Source organism: Treponema sp. OMZ 855 (assembly GCF_024181145.1).
GTDB lineage: Bacteria > Spirochaetota > Spirochaetia > Treponematales > Treponemataceae > Treponema.
The window spans coordinates 1,114,839-1,135,156 of record NZ_CP051194.1; the positions used below are offsets into that span (position 1 = coordinate 1,114,839).

Consider the following 20,318-nt stretch of genomic DNA (forward strand, 5'->3'; position numbering starts at 1 on the left):
AAAATTTCCCTATAGCCACGGGTTGATGCCTTCACCCTGTATCGTTCCGTTGTTCTGTTCCTGTGTTTCGGATTCGGTACCGGCAGGTTCAGATTCTAGAGGCGGGAAAGACGGCAACGGGGTTCCCTCATCAATGGTTCCCAAATGCGTTTGAGGAATCGGAGGATTAGTCGTATTAGTTGCTCCTGAGGTGCCCGGAGTCTGTCCCGGTTGAGTTGCCGGATTTTGTGTATTTTGCTCTTGTTGCGGAGTAGGCACCTGCGGCTCCGTTGAAGAATTATCTTCACCTGAACGCAACAACGGATCTGATTCCAAAATATTGCCGGAGGGTACTGTAAGTTCATCGGTTGTAAACGGATCTACCGTATAAGGGGTATTTCCTGTCCGCCTTTGCTTGCTCGGTTCAGGGTCTTCAAAAATACGCGGGTCAATGAGTACATCCGTTTTAATAATGTCAACGGGCGCTTGTCCGGTGCTGTAATTACTTTTGCGCAGACGGTCTTTTGCAATTTCCAGCAATACATTATTAGCTTCATGATAGGTACAAGCCTCCGTCGGTTCGGTGCCGGATAAAAAGTAGAGCGGCACAGTACCCTCATCGCAATAAGGCGTTTGCAGCATACCGGATTTTGAACAAACCGACACAGTGGTTAATCCTGTTTCAGGCCGGATAAAATCCCGGTACGGCATATCTTCATGAATCGACTTCATAAAGTTTGCCCACGGGGGCCCTGCAAGCATTGCACCGGTATTGTCGAGTCCCAACGACTGACCTCCCTTGTCATATCCGAACCAAACTGCAGCGGTATAATACGGAGAGTAACCGATCGCCCATGCATCCGACCAGTTTTGGGTCGTACCGGTTTTACCTGCAATAGGCATGGAAAAATACTTACCGGTTTTTTTATCCTTAAAGCGGAATTTTGATCCGCTGCCGGAAGCAGTCATAAGTGTTCCTGCGGTAATCGTTTTCTGTAGTACCGATGTCATAAGATAGGCATTTTGGGGGCTGATAACTTGCATCGCAGTTCCCCTCCGCCGCTGTTCCAGCCGTAAATCCCGTTCGGGATCCATCACAATTGTACCATTGCGGTTTTCTACGGTACGGATGGCAATAGGATCAACCCTTCGTCCTTGGTTTCCAAAGATAGCAAACGCCTTTGCCATCTGAACGGGAGCAACACTGATAACGCCGAGCGCGAGCGGATACAGCCGCGGGAATGTACGGTCTATTTCATCCTGATCGGTGATACCGAGCAGCGCAGCAGAGCGGGTAATCGCAGCATCGAAGCCGATTGTATCGAGTACCTTAATTGCAGGAATGTTCAGTGATTTTGCCAGCGCCCGCCATGCGAGAACAGTGCCCTGCCAATGCCCTGCATAGTTGTTGGGAATATATGGGACACCGCTCTGGTTTTGGAATACTTGCGGCGTATCTTCCAGCACGGTTGCCGGCGTAATCAATTTAGTGTCGAAGGCTGCAGAATATAAAAGCGGCTTAAAAGAGCTTCCCGGTTGCAGACGTCCCTGAGTTGCCCTGATTATCTGATTCGATTCATCGAATTTACTTCCGCCGACAAGCGCCGTAATGTATCCGGTATTATTTTCCAAACAGATGAGAGTTCCTTCAACCGTTTTTCTTGCGAGCTCATCTTGAACTTTTGCCGTACTTTTTGTGCCGGTAATTTTGAGGTTGTTTAAACCGAAAAGCATTGCTGCCATGTCAACAATAGGATTTAAATCACTGCGGTAGTAGGAAAGGGTTTTTGCCTGTACCCGTTCGGAATCGATATGGAGTGCCGGAATATTAAAGGCAAGCGAAACCAGTGCAGTAATGTTGCTGTACAGTTCGCTCTGTGCAAATCGGTGCGAACGGGTATTCCTTACGCGGCTATTGGCAATGCGGATATAGTCTCCCATCTCTTTTTCAGCTGCTGCTTGATGCCGCAGGTCGCAAGTGGTATGTACGATATATCCATCGGAATAAAAATCCATTGTGCCGTACATCATCGTTTCAAGCTGGCGGCGTACATATTCGGAAAACCAGCGGGCTTTATCTTCACGGTTAAACCATGCGGACGAAGCGGTGCGGGTGTAATCGAAATGAGCCCAATACTCATCGTAGGACTCGTCCCGTTCCTCTTTGGAGAGATAACCGAGCCGCACCATCTCGTCGAGAATATAACCTTGACGTTCCTGCACACGGTTCGGATATTCAAAAGGATTGTAATAGGCGGGGTTTGACAGCTGAATAACCAGTATCGCCGCTTCCGCAGGGGTGATTTCCGCGACGGAATGTCCGAAATAAAAACGGCAGGCAGCGCTTACGCCGTAGGTACCTCCGCCGAAATATACTTTGTTCAAATAGAGTTCGAGGATTTCGTCTTTCGAGTACCGGCGTTCCATTTGAACCGCCCACCACAGTTCTTTAATCTTTCGCGAAATACTCATATCGGTACGGTCACAGTACAAGAGACCTGCGATTTGCTGTGTAATAGTACTTCCGCCGCCGAGTGTCTTACGGGTAAGTTTTCCGATAACGGCACGGAAAATTGCTTTTAAGGTAAAGCCGCGGTGCCGATAAAAGCTGCGGTCTTCGCGTACAAGGAGCGCATTGATCAAGGCCGGCGGTATCTGCTCGAATTTAATAATCTCCCGTTTTTCGTTGGAAGAGAATTCGGTAATCAAATCCCCGCGTATATCAAGTATCCGGGTCGGTAAGTCGGGATTAAAAGCCGTAAATTGTTCACTTTGCTTTACGGCAGCCGTTTCTGCCAGTAAGTAGCCCAGCATCGCTGAACCTGCAACAAGCACGGTAAAAACAATAATAAGATAAATATATAAAAAGACGGTGCGTCCGCGCATGTGCCTATAAAAGCATAAAATCATTTTTTTTTCAAGCATATACCTGTGTCTGTACAATATTGACACTTTACCGCTATCAAATAATAATAGCTGCAAGGAGCATATAAAATGAAAAGACTAAATAAGATAGTTCTGTTTGCCGTATTCGGAATTATACAGATTGTATCATTTGTATCATGTGCCAAAAATGAAAGACAAAGCACGAATAATGAGAGTAATCCTGCCGGTGAAGTAGCGGCAGCCGTTCATACGGATACAAAACAAGAGTCTGCGTCCGATATGGGGAATGCTATGGGCATTAGCGGAGTTATTTATGTGAACAATGCGGGACTTTATACGGAAAACGACGAAGGAAAAATGAAGTGGATTGCTGAAGCTTCACTGGGTGATAAGGCGCTCTATTTGGGAGAAAAGAAAGAAGCCGTAAGAACCGATGGACAAAAACGGACATTTTTTCATGTTGAGCTTAACGGGCAGCGTTATTGGATTCAAGAGTATTCTTATGAACCTGATACCATCGCAGCTTTTATTTCGGGACAGGACGTCGTGCTGTATAAATCGGAATCCCTTGCGGCTATGACGGATGAGTTTATCCCTCGTTATGCTATTGTTGCGGTATATAAAGACAGCCTTGAAAAGCCGGACAGTAAATTTATTAAAATTGCAGCGTATAATCCGGAACTGGTTAGTTCATGGAGTATTAAGGATAAATATGTAAAACGGGATGCGGTAGAAATGGATGAAATGAGTGTTTCGGCTATGATTCTCGCTCAGGTTGCGATGGAATCGAAAAACGACACCATACGGACGGAGCTGTTCCAGAATGCAATTGAACTGGGTTCTCCTTATAGCGATACCATTGCAGTTTTACAGTCGCTTTCCGAAATTATGATAAAAGAAGAGAATTTCATGAAAGAGCTTACAGCTGAAAAAATCAGTGAAAAAGTTACGGCTATCGACGATATCAATCTTTTAAGTATTCCCGATGAAGACTCTGCAAGAACGGTAAATATGCTGAAAGCAGGAGCATCGGCTACTGCCACCCGCAAATATATTAAACAGGATGGAGATTCCGAGAGTGGTATTGAATGGCTCTATATCCAAAACAAGCAAAAAAAAGGCTGGGTTAGAGCGGATTCGGTAAAACTTCAAAACGGATAATATTTATTCGTGCAGTTTAATATTACCCCCTGACGCTCTTGATATTTTACCTTGCGTAATCTATAAAAAAAGGTTACACTAAATAAATAGCAGTATCCGAAAGCGATTCAAGTTTTTAAAGATGCCTTAGCAATATTCAGATTTATGAGAACAACATACCCCGATGTGCTGCGTCGGGGTATGTTGATTATTAGAGGAGACTCGATCATGGATAGTAGTACCATTCTGGCTTATGCAAAGCAGTATATGGCGGAAGAAACCGATCCGACATTCATAAAAGAAGTGGAAGCACTCGTTACAAAGAACGATGAGAAAGAGCTGTTTGACCGCTTCTACCGTCAATTGGAATTCGGAACCGGCGGTTTGCGCGGGATTATCGGCGGCGGAACAAACCGGATGAATCCCATGGTGATTAAAAAGGCAACCCAGGGGCTCGCCGACTATATTATCGAAACCTTTCCTGAAAAGGCAAAGAAAGGTCAACTAAAAGCGGTTATCGCGCATGATTCACGCCGCTATTCGGATGTGTTTGCAGAGGCAACCGCACTCATCTTTGCAGCGAATGGTTTTACAGTCTATTTGTTTTCGGCATTACGCCCGACACCGGAGCTTTCCTATGCAATCCGCGAGCTCGGCTGCGATACCGGCGTTGTCGTTACCGCTTCGCACAATCCGCCGCAATATAACGGATACAAAGCCTATTGGAATGATGGAGCGCAAGTTATTCCGCCCCACGATAAGGGCATTATCGACAAGGTAAACACGGTTAAAAAAGTGAACATGATGAACCGTGACGAAGCGATTAAGAGCGGGAAACTCATCATCATCGATAAAGAAATAGACGAAAAATATTGGGCGAGCGTTAAGGCCAAGCTGCATCGCGGTAATCTTATTAAAGAGATGTCCAAGTCCGTAAAAATTGTCTACACACCGCTGCACGGTACCGGTGCGATGCATGTCGAGAAAGTGCTTGGCGATATGGGCTTTAACATCATCACCGTACCCGAACAGCGCCAGCCGGATGGAAATTTTCCGACGGTGAGCTATCCTAACCCCGAAGACCCTGCTGCGCTTAAAATGGCGATTGAATTAGCGGAAAAAGAAGGCGCAGATATTTTAATGGCAACCGACCCCGATGCAGACCGTTTTGCCTCAGCGGTAAAAGATGCCAACGGAAAGATGCATCTTATTACCGGTAACCAGATGGGAGCTCTTTTTACCGACTATCTCTGCCTGACTGCAAAAGAATTCGGCGTTATGCCGGCAAAACCCGCTATTGTTCGTTCCATTGTAACGTCCCATCTGTGTGATCGCATCGCAAAAGGTTACGGAGTTGAAGCCTTTGAATGTCTAACCGGTTTTAAATGGATCTGCAATAAGGCTGATGAAATTTCCAAACAAGGGTATCACTATATTTATGGTTTTGAAGAAAGCTACGGCTATAATTTCGGGATGGAAATCCGCGATAAAGACGGAATTGCAGCTTCCGCACTTTGTGCCGAAATGTCGCTCTATTGGCGTAAACAAGGAAAGAGCTTGTTAGAGCGTTTAGACGAACTCTTTATGCAGTACGGCTGTTTCTACGAAACAACCATCAACAAGGTATTCCCCGGTGCGGAAGGTGTAGAAATTATGAAAAATATGATGATAAAGCTTCGCACTTCCGCGTTAAAGGATATTGCCGGTGTAAAGGTTCTCACCATCCGCGATATCGATCAATCATGTTCCTACAACCCGCTTACTCCCGATAAGAAAGAAACGGTAGATCTTCCGGTAAGCAATGTGCTGCAGTATTATCTTGAAGACGGAACAATTATCAGTGTCCGTCCGAGCGGTACCGAACCCAAGATCAAGTTTTATATCATCCATCCGCAGCCGGTACAGGGTAAGGATGTTGCCGCTGCCCAGACCAAAGCAGAACAGCAGGTTAAAATTTTTGCTCAAGCATTGGACACTCTTGTCTAATGACGAGTTATGATTGGTTGGCTGCCGTATACGACACGGCAGCCTTTATCGCTTTTGATACCGAAACGACCGGACTTGATCCTGCATCGGGGCGTATCGTCGAAATCGGTGCGGTAAAGTTCGACCGGTGCGGTGTTATTGCCCGGTACAATGTGCTTATCAATCCCAAAATGCCGATGCCGGAAGAAGCAGGCAAGGTCAACGGAATCACCGATGAGATGCTGAAGGATAAGCCGCTGATAGCCGATGTCTTTCCCGACTTTTTCGATTTTATCGGCACCGGTGTTTTAGTTGCGCATAATGCTCCGTTTGACATAAACTATGTTAATGCGGAGTTAAAGCGCGCCGGAAAATCTCCTTTAACCAATAAAGCCATCGATACGCGAATATTTGCAAAGGAAGTATTTCCCGGACTTTCCAGCTATGCATTGCAGGATCTTGCCGTGCAGTTCGGCATTACAGCGCTGGAAGCTCACCGAGCCGAAGACGATGCCCGCGTCTGCATGGAGCTTTTTGAAAAGATTTTAAGCAGATTTTTAAAAAACAATCCCGAACTGGTAGAAAAAATCCGTGCAGAAACGGATGCTGCAAGCCTGTTAGCCCCCGAAACGGAGCAAAAAGAGAAAGATTATTCACGGAGTTTATTTTGATACCGCAACAAAGACGAGAAACGACCACAATCCAAAATCCTTTTAAGGCGCCCGTGTATTATTATGCCCGCACCGACTCTACCTTACAAGCCGCCCGCGAATGCCTTGCCGACGGTTGTCCCGACGGCACGTTCATCTATGCCGGCTACCAAACGGAAGGTCGCGGCCGCATGTCCGGCCGGCAATGGTTTTCCCCTGCAGGGGAAAACCTGCTCGGTACACTCATTTTGAGGCAGCCCGCATCCACCGATTTTACGCTGCGGATAGGCTTAGCCGCTAGTCTAACACTCGATTCTTTTTTGCCTTCCGGCGTACGGACTGCCGTTAAGTGGCCGAATGATATCTTGATCAACGGTAAAAAAACTGCCGGCATCCTGTGCGAAAGCGCGGGCGGCTGTGTTCTTGCCGGTGTCGGTATCAACCTGCTTCAAACGGCTTTTTTGCGGAGTATAGAACACACGGCAACTTCGCTTGCAATGATTATCGGCGCGGATAAATGCCCCACGTTTGAAGTGTTTATTCCTGCGCTGCTGACTCAAATACAGGAATGTCTTAGTCGCCGCGATTGGAATGAAGAAATCAGCCGCCGGCTTTGGAAGCGAGGCTCTATGGTTCGCTTTATGCGCGGGCAACAGGAAGACGATATTATCGAAGGTATTCTTACCGGTATCGCTCCGGATGGGGCGCTGTGCATTACGGAAGAGGATAAGGAACATCGGTATTATTCGGGAGAACTGATCTATTAATCATCCTCGCGGCACTTAGGGATGATAACGAGATTCCGTTCCGCGTCATAAAAGGGTGTTTGTACCGGTATCACCTGATAGTCCGGTTTATGAGCGCCCAATGCCTGCATCTCTTCTTCAATTGCAGTGAGCTTTCCTTTGTAGGCAGCTAAGATACCGGTACTGCGAATTCGTTTTTGTAGGGTCGTAAACATTGCGCGGTCAAGCGGGCGAAACGCTCGGAATACGGCAATGTCAAAATAATCGGCAGGAGCTTTTTCCGCTTCGGATTTCAGCACGGCGGTGTTAGTCAGCCCCAGCATTGCTTGTACGTTTTCCAAAACAGCGCATCGTTTGTGCATCCGCTCTATTAACGTAAATTTAATGCTGGGATCTTTAAGTAAAAACAGACATGCAAGCGGAATTCCCGGCAGCCCCGCCCCGGAACCGATATCCGCAATAGTACAGGTGTCTTCGCGTTTGTATGAATCGAGCCGGTGCGCTAATGCTTCCCACGGCGCAAGACTGTCGAGGATATGCTTGATAATCAGCTCTTGAGTGTTTTGTACCTTTATCAAATTAAATGCGGCATTAAACGTTTCAAGTTCGCGAATGTATCGCGTTAACATTTCTGCCAGTTTGTCTTGCCGGTCTTCAATATGTAATGCGGCTAATCCCGCTTGTAAAAGTTCCGTGTTTTGTGTATCCATTGTAAAGTGCGCTCCTAATGCCGATCACAAATTAAATCTAAGGAAAACCGGTAAGCAAAGCTCACCTCTAAAAACTAACCTTGAGTTTTTTAAGATGCCCGAAAGGTACCTGCTTAAAACTTAAAACGATCTGCCGCCGCCGCCGTGTGAGCGCCCGCTCGAAGATGTATGGGTGGAGCTTCCGCTTGATTTGTTTTTAGGTCGTACGGTGCTTATCGTATTGGTGCTGATGAGCGGGTCGTCCGTAGAAGCAAAGTGTACCTGTGTTTGTTTCGCTCGATCGTAGTACGGTTTTGCACCGGCGATTTTATAGCGTTTTAATAAAACCAAGAAGCTGATTAAAAACACGAAAACACCGGCGCCGATGGCAAATAAGATGCTGTTTTTCAGCTTTGCGGCGGCCGCTTGTTCAGGTGATTGGATTATGGTATGCAGTTCATCGATATATGCATTGATACCGGCGGCATAATTTCCATCCGCTGCTCCCCCGTCGATGAGAGCATCGAGCAGATCATCAATACGGGAATCGGTAACGGTATTGATAGTACGCTTACCTGAGGTTGAAATATGCGCTTTTCTTCCGTTGCCGTCGCCGTATCCCGTTACGATTAACAGCAAGATTCCATCGCGGTCTTCTCCGTAGCCGTAGCCGCCGTAATCAAAGAAATCATCTGCGTATGCTTCCGCCGTCAAATCACCGGTGTCGGGAACCAGTACCACTGACGCATCCGTTTTGAGGCTTTCGGAAAATTCCGTAAAGCGTGCCGCTATTTCCTGTTGTTCGCTGAGAGTCAGAATGCCCGCCATATCGACAACGGGGTTTCCTCCATATTGATTAATTGCGGCGAAAAGTTCGTCTGCAGCAGTACTTGTCTCATCAGACATATCGCCTGCATCCCATTCGATTTTGCTCCAATCAGCCGCGTCCGAAGTACTCGTCTCTGCATAGAGAAGTATAAGGGGGAGAAAACAGCAAAAAAGTGTTATAGCGAACAGTTTCTTATAGGCGTATTTTTTTGAACATACCGGCGTTATCATCGTTACCATATAAACATCCCTCCTAAGAACATGAGCGCACCGAATACGACGCCGAGAAGTCCCGATGTCAATGCTGCTTTTGCCTTATCCAACGGCAGTTCACCGCAGGTTTTACCCGTTTGACCGTTTACAGCAAATACATACGGCTTACCGTGATAGATATAGGTAAGAATCCACGAGGGAAGTAACACATACCGTTGATCGCGGACGGAATACGCGGTTGAATCTTTTTCCGATTCAAAATGAGTACACGATGTTGACTCTTTGATAAGTGCCGTTGTGGTTTGTTTTGCTTGTGTCATTAATGCAGGTTTTATTGCTTCTTTATCTTCGGTGTATTGTTCGGCAAAGAATCCTGCTAAATACCCTGCGGAAAAATTTTTCATCTCTGCTTCATCGTAGGGAGTAATGGTGTTGAGTAACGATTCGTCGATTTTTGAAAACGCAAGCTTTTGCAGGTTGTTTACGGCAATATCACCGGTGCGGTCGATTTTGTATTTGTCGGTTTTTACATAGTCTCGGTCTCCGCTTGACCAGCGGGTAACGTTCACACCGACCGCATGGTAGTCAACCTTTGCATCGATGTCTGCTTGCCAATACGGAAGGTAAATGCCGGTGATTTTTTCCTGCTGCATTTCGCTCGTAAAGCCTTTGGGGGTAAATTTCTTTTTGCCCGCCCAGTCCAGAAATTTCTGCACAGCGGTCTTTTTATCAACCTTAAACGGGATAATGCGGTCGGGTTTAAAATCGCCCTTGAGCCGGTCGGTTATAACGACCGGGCTGTGGCAGTAGTAGCAAAAGGCCGCCGTTGAGGTGTCGCCCGCAACCACTTCCGCGCCGCAGTTAGCGCATTGGTATACCTTAACCGTCTGTCCACCTGTTTCGGTGCTGTTGCCGGAAGCGGTATCTTTATCGGTGCTTCTACTGTTGTCATTTCCCGTATCGGATTCCGGTGCGGCGTTATTACCGGCAGAAGAAGCGTCGGCGCTTTCGTCTGCTGCAGCAGTTTTAGCTTGCAGTTTTTCGAGATAGGCAGTCAGTTCTTCTTCCGTATGCTCGGTAAAACAGTATCCGCATTTAAATTTACCCAATCGCGGGTTAAACTCAATCGGCGCTCCGCACGCGGGGCATTTGTAGTTTATTACACTCATATCATTCCTCTGTCAGGGTAACCACACCAGATTTTTATAAATTAATACGCCCTCAGAATAAGAGGCTGTTCAACCAGAGTTTCGCCGCTTTGCGGCTCAAATGGTTGCCCAACCTCTTATTCTGAGGAATTTGATTTATCCATCTGATGTGTTTACCCTTCTTCTGAAACATAAAGCGAAATTTTTTTAAAATTTCGCAGAATAAGGAAAGCACCTGCTTGGGATTTTGGGTTGCAGTTGCCTTAAATCCTCTTAATTCTAAGATTCGCGGTCGTGCTAGAGTTTTGAACCGCACTCGGAACAGAATTTTGTTCCGGGTTTAACTTCTGCGCCGCATGAAGGGCAATTATTTCCTGCGGGTTTCGGTGTACCGCATTCCGCACAGAACTTACCGGTATTCTTGTGTCCGCATTCGGTGCAGAACCATTCCCCTGCCGCTTTTCCTTGAGCAGCTTGTCCCGCTGCGGCGGTTTGCTGCCCAGCCTGTTGTTGAGCTGCTTGCTGCATTTGCATCTGCTGCATATTGGTTTGGCTTGCCTGTCCCATAAAGTTTCCGCCTGCGTTCATGCCCATTCCCATGCCCATAAATGCCATACCGGCGCCTGCCTGATTGGAACCAGCCGCCTCCAGCCCCCGCGCAATAGAACCCTGCACAAACCCTTCACGGATAGAAGGATCGCCGAGCATTGCGCCTTTGTTTCTCATATTGATGAGTTCTTTGGAGCTGTCGTCATACGTGATGCTTGCGATACCGACTGCCAGCACCTCCATACCGCGCAGATCTTTCCACGAATCATCGAGAATCTGCGACATGTGCTTACTGAGGAGTGTTCCCTTTGACGGAATAAACGAAATCCGTTCGCCTTCCATCGACATCTGGCTGATGGCCGCCTGCAATGCCTCTAAAAATTCGGTTAAATACTGCTCGTTGATTTCATCGATATGTACATGCGTTGCATTTCGGGGACAAGCTTCTTTAAAGAATTTGATAGGATCGGTTATCTTGATGGAGTAATTTCCGAACGCCCGCAAAAAAAGTTCTGCATTATAGAAATTATCAAAATACTGGAGCGGATTGGGCGTACCGAACTTAATCCCCTTGATTTCCTGCAAATTGATATAGAAAACTTCCTGCTTCATCGGTGTCGTTCCACCGAATTTAAAACGGCTGAACGTTTCTTTTAAAGCATCGCCGAAGCTACCGCTGAAAAGAGAGGGAGCCGAACTGTTATCAACTTTAAAATATCCCGGTTCCGCCGTGTAGTCGATAATTTTTCCGCCGTCTACCAGCATCATAAACTGATTTTGATTAACATGGATAATCGACCCATTAGAAATTACATCACTTGAACCTTTGGTATTCCTGTTACGCTTATCCGTGCGCACCGGTACACCCTTTGCCAGCACGATACCCTCACCCATATCATCCGCTTCGACGACCTCAAGCCACTGATCCGCTAAACCGCCGCCTACCGCGCTAAGCGCCGCTGTTATCAATCCCATAGTATTACTCCTCTCTGTTTGTAAGATCTCTATTTTATAAGCTCTATATTAGTATAGAAATGAAGAATCGGTAAAGAGGGGGAGATAAGTAGAACATGGAACTCAGTTTTTAAAAAGGCTACTCAAAAAATAAGCAATAATAAAAGATGGGATGGGATACACGTTTGCGACGAATGATGTCCCATGGAATGCCGGGAGGTAAACTTCTTGCAGAATGTATTAAAATATGCTATAACAGCACCAGTTTGTAAACCGGGGTAAACAAGAGGAATACATTGATGCTGCAAAAAAAATTCTCTGTTGAAACAGTAAAATATCTTGTTTTATTTTTATTCCTGATAGCGATAACGGTTTTTTCTATATTTATTGCTGTTTCGCTCGGCCCTGTTAAAATCGGATTGGCAAATACGTACCGGATTATGCTGGGAAAAGCAGTTGCCCCCAATTTACTGACCGGTCTTTCAAACGCTGCTATTGCGATTGTATGGAATATGCGTGTACCGCGGGTTTTACTCGGGTTTTTTACCGGTACAGGGCTTGCCGTTTGCGGATGCGTTATGCAGGCAACGGTCAACAACCCGATTTCCGAACCGTACATTTTGGGTATTTCTGCCGGTGCGACATTCGGGGCTGTTGTCAGTATCATTCTCAGCTTTATTTCTGCCGTAGGGCTTGGAGCCTTTCTCGGCGCGATTGCCGCGACCGTATTGGTGCTGATCATCGCTTCATCACAGCGAAAGATGACCACGACAAGTCTCATCTTATCAGGTACCGTGGTAAATGCCCTGTTTACGGCGTTTGCCAATTTTATCATTTCAATTGGGGCAAATTCTGACAGTATTATGACGGTTAAGTTTTGGACAATGGGTTCTCTTGCCGGTACTTCATGGTCATCACTCCCGTTACCGCTGCTCGTAGTCAGCCTTTCGTATTTTTTTTTCTTCTTACAGTACCGCGTTTTTAATGCAATGATGATGGGCGATGAAGTCGCGATAACGTTAGGGATTTCGCTCTACTTCTATCGGTATCTTTTTATGGCAGTCATTGCGGTAATAACCGGTGTATTGGTGTCTGTCTGTGGCATCATCGGGTTTGTTGGGCTGATTACCCCGCATATTGCCCGTGCACTTGTGGGAGCAAACCATCGTAGACTCTTTCCCGTCGCAGCACTCTTGGGTGCGCTTTTTATTATCTGGGCGGATGTATGTGCGCGAATATTGATTCAAAATGCGGAATTGCCGATCGGGATATTCACCGCATTGGTTGGAGCTCCCTTTTTTATCTTTATTGTTGCAAAGCACCAACGGGGAGCAGGGCAGTAATATGGATTTGATGTGCAAGGATGTCCACTGCAGTATCGCTCATAAAGAAATTTTACGAGGTATATCGCTCCATGCGGACGGGCATAAATTTTATACGATACTTGGCCCAAACGGGTGCGGTAAGACGACGCTCTTAAAAAATATCTACCGGATTATCAAACCGGACTCGGGTGCCGTGTATCTTGACGGAAAAGACATCCGTGCTGTCCGCCTCAAGGATTCGGCAAAGGAAATGGCGGTTGTCGCACAATTTAATACGCTGAATTTCAACTGTTCGGTACAGGATATTGTGATGCTGGGGCGGACACCTCATATCCGCTTTATGCAAACCGAACGGGAAGAGGATTTTACCATTATACAGGATGCACTGGCAAAGGTCGGGATGTTGACTCGAAAAGATCAGCCGTATCAATCGCTATCAGGGGGAGAAAAACAGCGGGTTGTGCTTGCCCGTGCAATCGCTCAGCAACCTTCTCTCTTATTGCTGGATGAACCGACCAACCATTTGGATATAAAATATCAGCTGGAGATATTGCAGATTGTAAAAGATTTACGGATTAACGTACTGGCTGTGCTGCACGATATACAGTTGGCATGCCGGTATTCGGATTATTTGTATTTGATGAAAGACGGGGATATTTTATATGAAGGAAGTCCTCGCACAACTATTACCGAAGAATCCATGCTGACGATCTACGGTGTCCGGTGCAATATCAGCTGGACAGAGGATTCGCAGGCGATGATTCACTATAGGGGGCCGCTATAATATCTTTGGCTATGCTATCTTTGATAGATAGAAAAGATATCGGTATCTCTAAAAATCTATATCTCAGTTTTTAGAGAGTCACACAACTCTCAGGAGGTTATTCAAATGAAGCAATGTATTAGTATTGCATTGGCTCTTTTTCTTGCTGCCGCAGTGAGTGCGGAAACGGCATATCCGGTCAGTGTTACCACCTATGACAAAGACGGCAAAGCGATAACACAGGTCTTTAAGCAAGCGCCTAAAAAGGTTATTACCAATAATCTTTCAATGACGGAAATGCTGATCGAACTCGGCTTGCAGGATCGTATTATCGGTATGCTGGATCCGGATAATGCAGTGACCGGTAAGTATAAGAAAGCGATCGATTCTATCCCTCATATCGGGAATAAGAAAACTGTTTCCCGGGAAGTGGTATTTTCGTATGAACCGGATGCAGTGCTCGGTAGAAACATGATGTTTTCCGAAAAATCTTTGGGTACGGTGAGCTTTTGGAACGAAAATGGTATCCCGATATATGCACAAAAAGCTTCGGTTTTAAATATCAAGCAAGACCTTCAAAATATTATCGAAGATGTGAGAAATCTTGGCATTATTTTTAATGTACAGGATAAGGCAGAAGCGTATGCAAAGCAACTCGAACAGCGTTTGAATGCTGTGCTGCAACATATTTCAACAAAGGGGACTTCTTTAAAGAAGGCGCTTATTATGTGTGCATATAATGGCACAACGTTCGGGGCGTATAAATCTGCATTGCAAGAAAGTCTCCTAAATGTACTCGGTTATACCAATATTGCAACGGGTACGTCAGGGCTTACGACAGAAAATCTGATAACTATGAATCCTGAACTGATCATCTATGTAACGAGCGACCGGAATAAAAAATTAGACACAAATGCGATTTCGTCTTTGCAGGCAAATGTAGTACTAGTTGACGTACCCGCTATTGCTCAGCGTAAAATTATGACGATTTCCTATGATGAGCTGATGGACTATGGTACGGCTGTGCTGAATGCCTTGGAAGCTGTTGATGCCTTCCTGCGGAAGTAGCTTCAGCACGAAACGCGATATAACGAACCATATCAGTCTGTCCGGTATAGACATTACCGTGTCGGAACCTGCAGAATATAACCTGCAGCACCGTTATCCTGCGGTTTTTGTCAACGACGGACAGATTGAATATCTGGAATCACTGGTACCGAGTATTTTCTTGTTCGGGCTGCACGCACGCAACCGATTTGACGACTATACACCATGGGCTGCCGAGTCATTCCGCACCGATTGTCCTCCTTTCGGCGGCAAGGGCGCGGAATATCATCATCTATTGTTCAAGACACTACTGCCCGAACTGAAAACTAAATATCCCCTTGACGATTCGAGGCTTGCATATGGGGGTCATTCCCTCGGTGGCTTAGCTGCCGTGTGGAGTTTATTCGAATATACCGATATACCGTACATATTTTCCCTTTGCGGTTCGTTTTGGTATCCCGGATTTCCGGAATACTGCCGTGAACACAAAGTTTTGCATAGCAATGCCTCTGTCTATTTGCTAAACGGAAAGAGAGAGGGTGGAAAACACGGCAACCGGTTAGAGAATGCGCCGAAATACGCAGCAGAAGTACATCAGGCGCTTAGAACGCAGATAGCACATACAACCGTTGTGTTCGATCCGTTCGGGCATCACGATAAAATGCTTGAACGCTTCAGGGCAGTACAGCAGTGGCTTACCGAATGCTGGCAGCTGTAGAGCGATATTGATTCGTGCAGAGAATCAGTTAGTCATAAAAAAATTTAGGCCTTCCAAAATATTTTTAGTTTTTTTCTTGCGTTTTCTCCGATTCTATGGGATACTGAAAAGAGTACAAACATCAGCGGAGGGTTAATTCTATGTTATTAGTTGGAAACGGTATGCTTATCACCCGCGATCCGAACAAGCCTTTTATCGAAAACGGCTGTGTTTGCATTGAGGGAAGTTCAATCAAAGAAGTCGGCGCCGATGCCGAATTGCGGGCAAAGTACCCCGCAGCGGAATATATCGATGCAAAAAAGCGGTGCATCATGCCTGCCTTTATTAACACGCATCATCATATTTATAGCGCTTTTGCCCGCGGCATTGCGTTAAAAAATTACAATCCGCAGAATTTCTTGGATATTTTGGAAGGGCTGTGGTGGCATCTTGATAATAACCTTCTTTTAGAGGATACGAAATACAGCGCTTACACGACGCTGATTGACTGTATTAAAAACGGCGTAACGACGGTTTTTGACCATCATGCAAGCTACGGCGAAACAACAGGGAGCCTTTTTACCCTTGCGGATGTTGCCGAAGAGCTCGGGTTGCGGGTGAACCTTTGTTATGAAGTTTCCGACCGGAACGGCGAGGCTGAGATGAAAAAAGCGGTTACCGAAAATGCCGAATTTATCCGCGCTTGTCAAAAGAAGAAAAATCCCAAGCAAGCAGCGATGATGGGACTTCATGCCGCATTTACGCTGTCAGATAAAACACTCGAATACTGCGCTTCTCAGCTTCCGGCGGGCGCTGGGTACCACATCCATGTTGCGGAGGGTATGTCCGATGTGTTCGATTCGGTGCAGAAACACGGAAAGCGGGTTGTACAGCGCCTCTACGATTTTGACATACTCGGTAAACACACCTTTGCCGTGCACTGTATCCACATCAATCCTTTGGAAATGGATTTATTGAAAGAAACCGATACGATGGTCGTGCATAACCCCGAATCGAATATGGGTAATGCGGTCGGCTGTCCGCCGGTGTTGGAAATCTTTAAACGCGGCATTTTGATCGGGCTCGGTACGGACGGATATACGAGCGATATGATTGAATCGTACAAGGTTGCGAATATTCTGCACAAGCACAACACCTGCGATGCCACCGCCGCATGGACGGAAATCCCCGAAATGCTGTTTACCAATAATGCAAAGATTGCCGCGCGGTATTTTGACGGTGAACTCGGCGTCTTGAAAGCGGGAGCGAATGCGGACGTAATCGTTACCGACTATAACCCGCTGACACCTCTCCAAGCCGGTAACGCGAACGGCCACATCCTGTTCGGTATGAACGGCCGTAATGTGGTAACCACTATCGCGGCAGGCAAGGTGCTGATGAAGGATCGCGTTATTACCGTCGCCGATGAAGAAGCCGTCTTTGCCAAAGCGCGGGAAGTCAGCGCCGCCCTGTGGAAACGGCTGTAGAAAGTAATCGCCCCGGTATTCACAAGAGTATGCATCTGCCGGATACCGGGATTGTTTATACAAACGGAGCAGTTATTCGGACTGCAATTGTATCGAATTTACGATGATACAAGGGAGAAAATAGAGTATGAGTGATAGAATGAATCCGATACCATTCAAGAATTTGATGGAATGGATTAGAACGGAGTATCAAACCGAAGGGACGATTTTCGGCGTTAAAAAGCTGTACCGCGCCGATTCCAACCGCTATTTGGAGCTGTTCGGGCAACGGTTTGAAAACCCGCTTGGGCCGGCTGCGGGGCCGCACACACAGTTGGCGCAAAATATCGTGGCTGCATATGCTGCGGGCTGCCGATTCTTCGAGCTAAAGACTGTGCAAAAGTTAGACGGAGAAGACCTGCCGGTTGCAAAACCGTGTATCAATGCGGCGGACGAATGTTACAATGTCGAATGGTCTACCGAGCTGCGCGTGCCGCAGGCTTTTGACGAATACGTAAAGGCGTGGTTTGCGCTTAAAGTGATTTCGCAGGAATATGGTCTCGGCAGCCCCGACGGTTTTATCTTTAACATGAGCGTCGGCTACGACCTTGAAGGGATTAAGACCCCGAAAGTTGACGCCTTTATCGAAGGAATGCGGAACGCCTCGAATACGCCGGTGTGGAAGGAATGTACCGACTACCTTTTAAGCCATACCGATTTGTTCCCGTCCGTGTCGGAAGCCTTCCTCCGCGGATTGCCGACGCAGGTGTGTACATCGATTACGCTTTCCACCTTGCACGGCTGTCCGCCTGCCGAAATCGAACGCATCGCGATGTACCTCATCACGGAAAAACATCTCCATACCTATATCAAGTGTAACCCCACGCTGCTCGGCTACGAGTTTGCCCGCGACCGTATGAACAAGATGGGCTATGAGTATGTTCAGTTTGACGATCATCACTTTAAAGACGATTTACAGTTCAGCGATGCGGTACCCATGCTTGAGCGTTTGCTGAAGGAGTCTGATAAGCGCGGGCTGATGTTCGGGGTTAAGATTACCAATACCTTCCCTGTAGACATTGCCCGCGGAGAGCTGCCCGGACAGGAAATGTATATGTCGGGGCGGTCGCTGTTCCCGCTGTCTATCGCCGTTGCGCTAAAACTGTCGGAAGTCTTTAACGGAAAACTCCGTATTTCTTATTCGGGCGGCGCGGATTACTTTAACATTGCCGATATTTACGAAACGGGGATTTGCCCCATTACGATTGCAACAACGATTTTGAAGCCGGGCGGATATGCGCGTTGTCAGCAGTTGGTTGGCGAGCTGACAGCCAAGCCGTTTAACAAGGATTTTTCCATCAACGTGGAAAAACTGCGCCACCTTTCAAATGCCGTTGTTGAAAACCCGCGCCATCGCAAATCGGTCAAGCCCGAAGCATTCCTTAAGATTCCTGCAAAGGTGCCGCTTGCCGACTGCTTTGCCGCTCCCTGTATTTCCGGCTGTCCCATTAATCAGGACATCCCTGCCTATATCAGGCTGACCGGCGAGCAAAAATACGAAGAAGCGCTCCGTGTTATCACCGATAAAAACCCGCTGCCGTTCATCACCGGTACGATCTGTAATCACCGCTGTATGACCGGCTGTACGCGCAATTTCTATGATGATCATGTGCATATCCGTGCCGTTAAACTCGAAGCGGCGCGCCATGCCATCGAAACTTTGAAGCAAAACCTAAAGGCGCAAAAACCGGCGCAGAAAAACGGAGCGAAGGTTGCCGTTATCGGAGCCGGCCCTGCCGGTCTTGCAGCCGCTTATTTCTTAACTCGCGACGGAGCGGACGTTACCGTATTTGAAAAGAAAGCGCGCGCCGGCGGTATCGTGCAGTACGTCATCCCTGAGTTCAGAATCCCTGCCGCGTCGATTGGGCAGGACGTTGAGCTTGCATCCTCCTTCGGCGCCTCCTTCGTGTATAACAGCGAACAGCGTTCCGTTGAAGCGCTGAAAAAACAGGGCTTTACCCATGTTGTGTTTGCTATCGGTGCGTGGAAGCAGAGTGCGCTGACTTTGGAAAAAGGCGCGGCGGCAAATGTTATCGAATTCCTTGAACAGGCGAAGCAAGCGCCCGAAACGCTCAAGCTGGGGAAAAACGTCGTGATCCTCGGTGCGGGAAACACCGCGATGGATGCCGCCCGCGTTGCAAAGCGCACGAAGGGGGTCGAACATTCCTTTATCGTATACCGCAGAACCAAGCAGTTTATGCCCGCCGATGCGGAAGAATTGGAACTCGCTTTGGAAGACGGGGTTGAATTTAAAGAACTGCTTGCGCCTGTTTCGTATGAAAACGGAATTTTGCGCTGCGAAAAGATGAAGCTCGGTGAACGGGGTACAGACGGTCGGCAAAAACCGGTACCGTCGGGCGAGTTTGTAGAGATCCCTGCCGACACCGTAATCGCATCTATCGGTGAAAAAATCGACACCGATCTCTTTGCGGAATCCGGCATTGCGCTGGACGGGAAGGGGAGGGCGCAATACAATCCCGCTACGTTTGAAACAAATGTGAAAAATGTATATGTCATCGGGGATTGTGCCGCAGGGCCTGCTACGGTGGTGCAGGCTATTGCCAATGCAACCAAAGCGGCAAAGGCGATTATCGAGTCGGTAAAGGCGCAGGCGTGGACGGCGCAGTTTACAACACTGAACTACAACCCTGTTACCGCATCGGCGTATTCAAAGCGGGCAATTTTAATGCCGATGAACCTTGCCGCCTCCGACGGCGTTGCAAAAGAAAGCGTCCGCTGTTTGGAATGCTCGACTGTCTGCGAATCCTGCGTCGATGTATGCCCGAACCGCGCAAACCTTGCGCTCACGGTACCCGGTATGCGTATGAAGCAGATTGTTCACGTGGACGGTATGTGTAACGAGTGCGGCAACTGTGCGACATTCTGCCCCTACGAGAGCGCCCCGTACAAGGATAAATTCACGCTGTTCCACTCGGAAAAAGATTTCCTCGACAGCACAAATGAAGGTTTCCTCTATCTTGATGATGCACGCAGCCGATGCAGAGTACGGCTTGCCGGAGAAGTCCGCGATATCACGCTTGCAACGGAAACCGCTCTTCCCAAAGAGCTTTTGCAGATTATCAATGCGGTAAAGACGCAGTACGCGTATTTACTGTAGGTTCAGCTGAGCGTTTAGAAATTAAAAGGCAACCGTATCGGAAGATGCGGTTGCCCTGCTTGACGGCCTCAGTTATTCGTGCGGAGGCCGTAATG

General features: G+C 47.3%; 15 protein-coding genes. 10 read left to right on the forward strand and 5 right to left on the reverse strand.

The window, feature by feature from the left end:
* Positions 1-9: 9 nt before the first annotated feature.
* Positions 10-2,865, reverse strand: coding sequence for a penicillin-binding protein 1A (locus E4N65_RS05085; protein ID WP_253674867.1), 2,856 nt, complete (start codon positions 2,863-2,865; stop codon positions 10-12).
* 108 nt (positions 2,866-2,973) lie between these two features.
* Between E4N65_RS05085 and E4N65_RS05090 the strand changes: the two genes are divergently transcribed.
* The 4 genes from E4N65_RS05090 (at position 2,974) to E4N65_RS05105 (ending at position 7,387) form a co-directional block, all read left to right on the forward strand.
* The gene (locus tag E4N65_RS05090) at positions 2,974-4,026 is read left to right on the forward strand and encodes a hypothetical protein (RefSeq protein WP_044016593.1); all 1,053 of its coding nucleotides are present in this window, start codon (positions 2,974-2,976) and stop codon (positions 4,024-4,026) included.
* A gap of 207 nt (positions 4,027-4,233) precedes the next feature.
* The gene (locus E4N65_RS05095) at positions 4,234-5,991 is read left to right on the forward strand and encodes a phospho-sugar mutase (RefSeq protein WP_044016591.1); all 1,758 of its coding nucleotides are present in this window, start codon (positions 4,234-4,236) and stop codon (positions 5,989-5,991) included.
* Positions 5,991-6,641, forward strand: a complete 651-nt coding sequence (locus E4N65_RS05100) for a 3'-5' exonuclease (RefSeq protein WP_044016589.1) — start codon at positions 5,991-5,993, stop codon at positions 6,639-6,641. The genes E4N65_RS05095 and E4N65_RS05100 overlap by 1 nt, the downstream gene beginning before the upstream one ends.
* A complete protein-coding gene (locus E4N65_RS05105) occupies positions 6,638-7,387 on the forward strand; it encodes a biotin--[acetyl-CoA-carboxylase] ligase (protein WP_253674366.1) in 750 nt (249 codons plus the stop codon). Before E4N65_RS05100 ends, E4N65_RS05105 begins: the two co-directional genes overlap by 4 nt.
* Here the strand turns inward: E4N65_RS05105 and rsmG are convergent.
* The 4 genes from rsmG to E4N65_RS05125 form a co-directional block, all read right to left on the reverse strand.
* The gene (gene rsmG / locus E4N65_RS05110; RefSeq protein ID WP_253674367.1) at positions 7,384-8,076 is read right to left on the reverse strand and encodes a 16S rRNA (guanine(527)-N(7))-methyltransferase RsmG; all 693 of its coding nucleotides are present in this window, start codon (positions 8,074-8,076) and stop codon (positions 7,384-7,386) included. The two genes, E4N65_RS05105 and rsmG, sit on opposite strands and share 4 nt — an antisense overlap.
* 120 nt (positions 8,077-8,196) lie before the next feature.
* Entirely contained in the window at positions 8,197-9,123 is a 927-nt protein-coding gene (locus tag E4N65_RS05115) for a TPM domain-containing protein (protein WP_253674369.1), read from the reverse strand.
* Positions 9,117-10,265: a TFIIB-type zinc ribbon-containing protein gene (locus tag E4N65_RS05120; protein ID WP_253674371.1), complete on the reverse strand. Its 1,149-nt coding sequence runs from the start codon at positions 10,263-10,265 to the stop codon at positions 9,117-9,119. Before E4N65_RS05120 ends, E4N65_RS05115 begins: the two co-directional genes overlap by 7 nt.
* A gap of 276 nt (positions 10,266-10,541) precedes the next feature.
* The gene (locus E4N65_RS05125; RefSeq protein ID WP_253674373.1) at positions 10,542-11,768 is read right to left on the reverse strand and encodes an SPFH domain-containing protein; all 1,227 of its coding nucleotides are present in this window, start codon (positions 11,766-11,768) and stop codon (positions 10,542-10,544) included.
* A 278-nt stretch (positions 11,769-12,046) separates the two neighbouring features.
* Here E4N65_RS05125 and E4N65_RS05130 point away from each other — a divergent pair, with 278 nt between their 5' ends.
* The 6 genes from E4N65_RS05130 to ygfK all read left to right on the forward strand — a co-directional run bounded on the left by E4N65_RS05130 (position 12,047) and on the right by ygfK (position 20,223).
* The gene (locus tag E4N65_RS05130) at positions 12,047-13,090 is read left to right on the forward strand and encodes a FecCD family ABC transporter permease (RefSeq protein WP_253674375.1); all 1,044 of its coding nucleotides are present in this window, start codon (positions 12,047-12,049) and stop codon (positions 13,088-13,090) included.
* 1 nt (position 13,091) lies between these two features.
* The gene (locus tag E4N65_RS05135; protein WP_006189453.1) at positions 13,092-13,856 is read left to right on the forward strand and encodes an ABC transporter ATP-binding protein; all 765 of its coding nucleotides are present in this window, start codon (positions 13,092-13,094) and stop codon (positions 13,854-13,856) included.
* Positions 13,857-13,961: 105 nt separating this feature from the next.
* Complete coding sequence (locus tag E4N65_RS05140; RefSeq protein ID WP_253674377.1) at positions 13,962-14,903, forward strand: ABC transporter substrate-binding protein; 942 nt, start codon at positions 13,962-13,964, stop codon at positions 14,901-14,903.
* Positions 14,866-15,600, forward strand: coding sequence for an alpha/beta hydrolase (locus E4N65_RS05145; protein ID WP_253674379.1), 735 nt, complete (start codon positions 14,866-14,868; stop codon positions 15,598-15,600). The genes E4N65_RS05140 and E4N65_RS05145 overlap by 38 nt, the downstream gene beginning before the upstream one ends.
* Before the next feature lie 140 nt (positions 15,601-15,740).
* Positions 15,741-17,066: a putative aminohydrolase SsnA gene (ssnA, locus tag E4N65_RS05150; protein ID WP_253674381.1), complete on the forward strand. Its 1,326-nt coding sequence runs from the start codon at positions 15,741-15,743 to the stop codon at positions 17,064-17,066.
* A gap of 127 nt (positions 17,067-17,193) precedes the next feature.
* Entirely contained in the window at positions 17,194-20,223 is a 3,030-nt protein-coding gene (gene ygfK, locus E4N65_RS05155) for a putative selenate reductase subunit YgfK (protein WP_253674388.1), read from the forward strand.
* The last annotated feature ends 95 nt before the right edge of the window (positions 20,224-20,318 follow it).

Coding starts and splice junctions, on each gene's coding strand:
- E4N65_RS05120 (WP_253674371.1), bottom strand. CDS start 10,265: ATGAGTGTAATAAACTACAAATGCCCCGCGTGCGGAGCGCCGATTGAG.
- E4N65_RS05115 (WP_253674369.1), bottom strand. CDS start 9,123: ATGGTAACGATGATAACGCCGGTATGTTCAAAAAAATACGCCTATAAG.
- E4N65_RS05145 (WP_253674379.1), top strand. CDS start 14,866: ATGCCTTGGAAGCTGTTGATGCCTTCCTGCGGAAGTAGCTTCAGCACG.
- ssnA (WP_253674381.1), top strand. CDS start 15,741: ATGTTATTAGTTGGAAACGGTATGCTTATCACCCGCGATCCGAACAAG.
- E4N65_RS05095 (WP_044016591.1), top strand. CDS start 4,234: ATGGATAGTAGTACCATTCTGGCTTATGCAAAGCAGTATATGGCGGAA.
- E4N65_RS05130 (WP_253674375.1), top strand. CDS start 12,047: ATGCTGCAAAAAAAATTCTCTGTTGAAACAGTAAAATATCTTGTTTTA.
- ygfK (WP_253674388.1), top strand. CDS start 17,194: ATGAGTGATAGAATGAATCCGATACCATTCAAGAATTTGATGGAATGG.
- rsmG (WP_253674367.1), bottom strand. CDS start 8,076: ATGGATACACAAAACACGGAACTTTTACAAGCGGGATTAGCCGCATTA.
- E4N65_RS05140 (WP_253674377.1), top strand. CDS start 13,962: ATGAAGCAATGTATTAGTATTGCATTGGCTCTTTTTCTTGCTGCCGCA.
- E4N65_RS05090 (WP_044016593.1), top strand. CDS start 2,974: ATGAAAAGACTAAATAAGATAGTTCTGTTTGCCGTATTCGGAATTATA.
- E4N65_RS05100 (WP_044016589.1), top strand. CDS start 5,991: ATGACGAGTTATGATTGGTTGGCTGCCGTATACGACACGGCAGCCTTT.
- E4N65_RS05125 (WP_253674373.1), bottom strand. CDS start 11,768: ATGGGATTGATAACAGCGGCGCTTAGCGCGGTAGGCGGCGGTTTAGCG.
- E4N65_RS05085 (WP_253674867.1), bottom strand. CDS start 2,865: ATGCGCGGACGCACCGTCTTTTTATATATTTATCTTATTATTGTTTTT.
- E4N65_RS05135 (WP_006189453.1), top strand. CDS start 13,092: ATGGATTTGATGTGCAAGGATGTCCACTGCAGTATCGCTCATAAAGAA.